The 6,320-nt window shown below is 44.1% G+C and carries 4 protein-coding genes; 3 read left to right on the forward strand and 1 reads right to left on the reverse strand.

What is annotated here, in order from left to right:
• Window positions 1–314: 314 nt before the first annotated feature.
• Complete coding sequence (locus NSB03_RS19575) at window positions 315–1,601, reverse strand: O-acetylhomoserine aminocarboxypropyltransferase/cysteine synthase family protein (RefSeq protein WP_024988748.1); 1,287 nt, start codon at window positions 1,599–1,601, stop codon at window positions 315–317.
• 177 nt (window positions 1,602–1,778) lie between these two features.
• Between NSB03_RS19575 and NSB03_RS19580 the strand changes: the two genes are divergently transcribed.
• From NSB03_RS19580 to NSB03_RS19590, 3 genes are all read left to right on the forward strand, one after another.
• The gene (locus NSB03_RS19580; protein ID WP_024988749.1) at window positions 1,779–2,249 is read left to right on the forward strand and encodes an Lrp/AsnC family transcriptional regulator; all 471 of its coding nucleotides are present in this window, start codon (window positions 1,779–1,781) and stop codon (window positions 2,247–2,249) included.
• Between the two features lie 266 nt (window positions 2,250–2,515).
• Window positions 2,516–4,471, forward strand: coding sequence for a DUF3857 domain-containing protein (locus tag NSB03_RS19585; RefSeq protein ID WP_257466595.1), 1,956 nt, complete (start codon window positions 2,516–2,518; stop codon window positions 4,469–4,471).
• Between the two features lie 6 nt (window positions 4,472–4,477).
• Complete coding sequence (locus NSB03_RS19590) at window positions 4,478–6,052, forward strand: DUF3857 domain-containing protein (protein WP_024988750.1); 1,575 nt, start codon at window positions 4,478–4,480, stop codon at window positions 6,050–6,052.
• The last annotated feature ends 268 nt before the right edge of the window (window positions 6,053–6,320 follow it).

Consider the following 6,320-nt stretch of genomic DNA (forward strand, 5'->3'; position numbering starts at 1 on the left):
TTTTCTATTAATAGCCAAGAGCGCAACTGTTAATACCCCTTCCGCCAACTACAGACGGACGCGACAAGAAGAGCCGGATTAAGTTAAAATATCAGCTATAATATTATGACTGAAGAGAATTTAAACAGACTCTAAAATATATAATCAAATAGTCTATATTCATCATCTTTTCCACGGCCTGATGGATTTTCTCTGCGTCTATCAGATGCAGTTAGTTGCTGTGTATTAAATGTTTTTCCATAACAGCAATGTTTTATGTTATATTGTTATAACGTTCCACAGTGACGGAAAGTCCATACATAAACCGCTGTATCTTAGATTTTGGCAAGTGCCTGTTCCAGGTCGGCAATCAAATCATCAATATGCTCCGTTCCGATGGACAGGCGGACTGTACCCGGATAAATTTCCTGTTCGACAAGCTCCTGTGTGTTAAGTTGTGAGTGGGTAGTGCTTGCGGGATGAATCACGAGGGACTTTACATCGGCAACATTGGCAAGCAGTGAGAATATCTCCAGACTGTCTATAAAGCGGTGCGCCTCTTCTTGACCGCCTTTTACCTCGAAAGTGAAGATAGAACCTGCACCGTTCGGAAAATAACGCTGATACAGTGCATGGTCAGGATGGTTGGATAATGACGGATGATTCACTTTCTTTACCTTCGGGTGATTGTTTAAGAAATTCACTACTTTCAGTGCGTTTTCCACATGGCGTTCTACACGCAATGAAAGAGTTTCCAGTCCTTGCAATAGGATGAAAGCGTTGAACGGACTGATAGTTGCCCCGGTATCACGCAACAGAATAGCACGGATACGGATAGCATAAGCGGCTGCACCGGCAGCGTCTACGAAACGTACTCCATGATAGCAAGGGTCTGGTTCGGTAAGTTGTGGAAACTTGCCGGAAGCTACCCAATCGAACTTACCGGAGTCGACGATAACTCCACCTAGCGACGACCCGTGTCCGCCGATGAATTTCGTGGCTGAATGTACTACGATATCTGCTCCATGTTCGATGGGGCGGATTAAATACGGAGTACCGAATGTATTGTCTATAATCAAAGGAATCTTGTGACGGTGTGCAATTTCGGCTACGGCTTCTATGTCCATGATATTAGAATTCGGATTACCTAATGTCTCGATAAATACCGCTTTTGTATTCTCCTGAATCGCTTTCTCGAAGTTGGATAAATCGCTTGGGTCAACGAAAGTAGTTGTGATGCCATAGCTGGGTAAGGTGTGAGCCAGCAGATTATAGCTTCCACCGTAGATAGTTTTGGCCGCTACGATATGGTCGCCTGCACGGGTGATATTCTCGAAAGCATAAGTGATGGCAGCGGCACCCGAAGCGACAGCCAGACCCGCCACTCCACCTTCAAGGGCGGCTACGCGTTGTTCAAAAACTCCTTGGGTAGAGTTAGTCAGACGACCGTAGATATTTCCCGGGTCTTGCAGACCGAAGCGTGCGGCTGCGTGAGCCGAATTGTGGAATACGTAAGAAGTAGTCTGATAGATAGGTACTGCACGGGCATCTGTTGCCGGGTCTGCCTGTTCCTGTCCTACATGTACCTGTAAAGTCTCGAAGTGTAATTTCTTTGTTGCCATAATCGTATGTTTTTGAGGTTTAATATTCTTTCTTTATTTTCTTGCAAAGTTATCGGATGTAGAATTATCGAACAATATGTGACGGGAATATAGAAAATAATGCTATTTTTGTGCTTTTGTATAGAATGGATGATTCGTTCCATTCCTGAATTTTACCTTTTAGAAGAATATTATTCTATGAGTGCATTGGAGAAACTGGATAAAGTAGATTTGCAAATACTCCGTACTTTGCAAGAGAACGCCCGTCTGACCACCAAAGAGCTGGCTGCACGGGTGAGTTTGTCATCAACCCCTGTATTCGAACGTCTCAAACGTCTCGAGAGTGGCGGTTATATAAAGAAGTATATCGCCGTACTCGATGCGGAAAAGCTGAATCAGGGATTTGTGGTGTTTTGCAGTGTGAAGCTCAGGCGGCTGAATCGGGATATTGCTGCCGAATTTACCCGAATCATACAGGATATTCCTGAAGTGACCGAATGCTATAACATATCGGGCGGCTATGATTATCTGTTGAAGATTCATGCTCCCAACATGAAATATTATCAGGAGTTTATTCTGAATGTATTAGGCACGATTGATAGCCTGGGTTCGTTGGAAAGTACTTTTGTGATGGCTGAGGTGAAACATCAGTATGGAATACATATTTAGGCTATTCCGAACAGCCCTGATATTCTATTCTTAATATTTTCTCCCAATTCTCAAGGTCGACGTTCCATTTATAAGTATTTGCTCTTCCATACTTGCTATTTTATTTATGTTCTGAACGCAAAGGTAAGTCAAAATAGCCTCTGATATAGAATTATTTGACGCACGCCCTGATTACTCATGACGAAACAAGTAATATAGGAGATAAACTTCGCATACTCAAAGATTTTGCTTACATTTGTTCTTATAAATAAAATGTAAGTAAAAACATGAGAAAACAACTATCAATTACATTAGCTTGTTGCCTTCTTACTTCGGCTACGGCATTCGCTCAAAGCTGGAAACCTTATGAAAATACTGCGAAGGGAAAGACTTATGAAACATCTGATTGCGTGACATTACTGGATAGCACGCTGGTATCTGTTCAACCTACCGGACAAGGTTCGTTTGCTGTATGTAAAGTGATTAAAGTGCAAACTCCGAAAGGGGCAGTGGCTAACCGGGTAATTAAATACGATTATGACCCTCTGACCGCTTATGCCGAATTCAAACGGGTGACCGTTTACCGGGCCAATGGGCAGGTTGACGAACTCGATGTAAAGAAAACCTGTGATTATGCTGCTCCTGCCCGGGCTATTTATTGGGGAGCGAGACAGATTATGCTCGAAATCGGTGCTTTATACCCCGGTGATATCGTGGATTATGAGATAGCCAAGAAGGGGTTCACTTATGCGTTGCTTGGAGCCGGTGATGAAGACGATTCTCGTTTTATCCCGCCTATGCGCGGGCAATTCTATGATATTGTTCCTTTCTGGAGTAGTGTCCCCACCGTGCGTAAAGTTTATAAAGTGGCTGTCCCTATGGAGAAAGAACTGCAATTCCAGTTCTATCAGGGCGAATGTGCTTCATCCATGCGTTATGAAGACAATAGCAAAGTGTACACTTTTACGATGGATAATGTGATGCCTTTCGTCAGAGAACCGAATATGGTAGACCTTTTTGATGAGGCTCCCAAACTGATGATGTCTTCTACTCCTCAATGGAAAGACAAGTCCTTGTGGTTCAATAAAGTGAACGAAGATTATGGAAGTTTTGCCCCACTGCCCGAAGCGCAGAGAAAAGTGGACGAACTGATAAAAGGCAAGAAGACTGAAATGGAAAAGATTGCCGTGCTGACTCATTGGGTGGCTGATAATATCCGTTATGCCGGTATATCCATGGGAAAAGGAGAGGGCTTTACGCTTCACAATACCAAGATGAACTATACCGACCGTTGCGGAGTCTGTAAAGACATAGCAGGCACACTGATTTCCTTCTTGCGTATGGCAGGTTTCGAAGCCTATCCGGCTATGACAATGGCGGGCAGCCGTGTGGAGAGTATTCCTGCTGACCATTTTAATCACTGTGTGGCAGTGGTGAAGTTGAGTAACGGAACCTACATGCCACTCGACCCTACCTGGGTTCCTTTCTGTCGCGAACTGTGGAGCAGTGCCGAACAGCAGCAGAACTATCTGCCGGGTGTGCCCGAAGCTTCTGATTTGTGCATCACTCCGGTTTCAGCTCCCGAAAATCATTATGTGCGTATCAAAGCCGATAACCGCTTGGATGCAGACGGTACTTTGCGCGGCACTTTCACTCTTACCGCCGAGGGGCAGAGCGACAGCAATATCCGTCGCATTTTTACTACCGGATTCCGGAGCGAATGGAAAAATACAATGGAAAGCCAGCTTTTAGCCATATCTCCAAAAGCCAAATTGTTGAGTGTAGACTATGGCAAGAATCCTAAAGACTATCAGGCAGCACCTATTAAAATCACCTTCCGTTATGAAATACCGGACTATGCATTGAAAGGTGAGAAGGAGATGTTCTTCCGTCCGTTGGTGATGAATAACCTTTATAATCAGGTACGCTCTTATTTGCATATCGATACTTCACTGAAAGAGCGTAAGTATGGTTTTAAAGATGGATGTTCGCGTTTGGTTGAACTGGATGAAACGATTCAACTTCCGGCAGGATACAAGTTGGCGAATGCCGACAAGAATGAGACAATGCAGGGTACGGGGGCCGATTTTGAAGGTTCATTGGCGCAGCAAGGAAACAAAGTGCTGTTTCACAACAGACTGGCTTTGAAGAAACGTGTTTATGAGGCTGCTGATTGGGATAGTTTCCGTAATGCTGTGAATGCGCACAAAGCGTATGGTGAATATTTAGTGATTAAAAAGTAGAGCAGAATGAAAAATATACATTATTATATAGTTACGCTGGTGGTACTCTTATTTATGGTAGCTCCAGCAAAAGCGGCATCCGAAGCCGAATTCGGGAAATTGCACAAAACGTACATCTTGCATACTGACGGTAGCCAGGAGATGCGTGTACAAAAGGAACTGACATTGTTTACCCATACGGCAATGAATCGTCTGTATGGCGAAAGTTTTATTGTTTACAATCCGGAGTTTCAGGAATTGAAGATTCACGAATCGTATACCCGTCAGAAAGATGGCAATATCGTTAAGACGCCCGAAAACGCGTTTGTTGAGGTACTTCCTTCTGCTGCAGCCGATGCTCCGGCATATAATGGTCTGAAAGAAATGGTTGTAGTCCATACCGGATTGGAGCTGGGAGCTACTATTTATCTGGATTACTCGGTTATTACCCGTCCGGGGTATCTTCCCGAACTGGATGTGTGCGAGCAGATAGAGGAATTAACTCCTATCAGGGAGTATGTGCTTTCGGTATCGGTACCCGAAAACAAACCTTTGCATTATGAGTTATTGAATGGAAAAGCTGTTCCGGTGGTGAAAACAGCGGGTGGTGTAAAGACTGTGACCTGGGCGTTGAAGAATGTACAGCCGCGTCCTAATATGATTCAAGTTTCTTTGCCGGCAGGTAACGTACAGGCTATTGTGGCTTCTACGTATGCTTCAAAAGCCGATGCGTTGAAAGTGATTAAACGTCAATTTGAAAGTAACGACAAAGAAGTTTCAGAATTGGCAAAGAAGCTGACTGACAACGCACAAAGTCCGGAGCAAAAAATGAAACAACTCACTGCTTACGTGCAAGGATTAGGAAACTGCCGTTTGTCATTGTCACAAACCGGATACCGTTTGCGTCCGGCTGCCGAAGTGATTCGCTCGGCTTATGGAACGGAAGCGGAGAAAGCGGCTTTGTTGGCTGCTTTGCAACAGGCAAGCGGCATTCAGGCCGAAGTAAAGGCTGTCTTTCCTAAAACAGAAGATAAGGATGCGGCAGGACTCGCTGCTGTCAGCAGACTGTTTGTTACTGATAATGCAATTGCTGATATGCAGGATTTTGTTTCAGTTGTCAATATGGATGCTCAGCCGGTAGTCTTAGAAACGGTTTCCCATGTGATTTCGCAAACCGACACATTGCGGGTGACTGCAAAAACCGGAAAAACTTTGGAAGCAGGTTACCGGAGATTCGAACTGCCCCAGGCGCAGAGCGGCTGGGCTGTTTATGAAGGACGTTCAACAACTATGAATACAACTCGTCCGGTTAATCTGTTATTGCGGTATTTGCCTGATGAAACTTATACTTGTATTGTGAAAGTAGCTGACGGGATGAAGCCGGTAGTGTTACCGACTGATAAAAAGATTGATAATCCGGTAGGTACCGTAGAGGTTACAGTGAAAAAAACGGCAAAGGAAATAAAGATTGTCCGTACCTTGAAACTGAAAAAGCAATTGATAACTCCGGCCGAATATCCGGCATATTATCGTTTGATGTCGGAATGGATGGATACCGGTAAAAGCGTTTTGTTTTTTAATCTGTCTTCTGCTATTTTATAGGCGATGAAGCAGATGCAGACTTCGATACGCTGCTAAGTGGAATATGGGGCGTGTTTTCAGAGTTCCTTTTGATATGCGGAAGGCCTTATGTAAAATTTGCATAAGGCCTTCCGCATATCAAAAGGAACGAAATGTTAAAATATACCTAGGGATGTGGGGACAGACGCTCCTGCGGTGTATTTATATTTATTGCTGTCCGAGGAAAGAACATGTCGGTAAGTGGCATATAAATCACGATATATAGCCTCAAATATAGCTTCGGAGCGCC

This window comes from Bacteroides acidifaciens (genome assembly GCF_024623065.1).
GTDB classification, from domain to species: domain Bacteria; phylum Bacteroidota; class Bacteroidia; order Bacteroidales; family Bacteroidaceae; genus Bacteroides; species Bacteroides acidifaciens.